Annotated in this window: 1 protein-coding gene; it reads left to right on the plus strand. The window is 63.0% G+C overall.

The genetic code is table 11. The annotated features are described in order from the left end of the window. Window positions 1-229 precede the first annotated feature (229 nt). Window positions 230-607: a cupin domain-containing protein gene (locus JMF82_RS21865; RefSeq protein ID WP_236585626.1), complete on the plus strand. Its 378-nt coding sequence runs from the start codon at window positions 230-232 to the stop codon at window positions 605-607. Window positions 608-733 lie beyond the last annotated feature (126 nt).

Raw genomic sequence — 733 nt, forward strand, 5'->3', positions numbered from 1 at the left:
GTACCCGACGATGTCTACGAGCGCGTTCGCGCGCAGCTGTCCGAGAAGGAAATCGTCGACCTGACTTATCTGGTCATGGCGATCAATGCATGGAACCGCATCAACGTCGCCTTCCGTCCGCAGCCCGGCGGATTCGACAAGCCCCTCGGCCTGGACAAGGCCGGACTGTCCTGATCGACACCTTGCATCCCAAGAGGCAACAACCATGACTCTCTCCAGAATTCTCGCCGTGCTGCTGCTGGCGGCATCAGGGATCGCCAGCGCGCAGGAAGCCGCTCCCGAGGCGAAAGTGGCCATGCTCATGACGAAGGCGCTCAGCGACTATCCTGGCAAGGAAGGGGTGATGATCACCGTCGAATATCCTCCAGGCGCCGTTGATCCGGTGCATCGCCATGATGCACATGCCTTCCTGTACGTCCTGGAAGGATCGATCGTGATGGGCGTGCGCGGCGGCAAGGAAGTCACCCTCACCGCGGGACAGACCTTCTATGAAGGGCCGAATGACGTCCACACTGTCGGACGCAACGCCAGCAAGACCGAGCCGGCAAAGTTCGTGGTGTTCCTGCTTAAGAATCGCGGCGCCCCCGTGTTGACGCCCGCGAAGTAAGGCGGTTTTGGGCGTGAACTCCCCCCCGCGCCCGTTGACGCCGGGCGCGCAGGCACCGCTGTGGTGCTGCGCGCCCGGGGCCAACATCCGATGACAACCGCCAACGCGTGCCTTGGCTTGCGTGCC

Origin of the sequence: Dyella sp. EPa41 (assembly GCF_016586165.1) — a bacterium.
Classification (GTDB): Bacteria; Pseudomonadota; Gammaproteobacteria; order Xanthomonadales; family Rhodanobacteraceae; genus Dyella.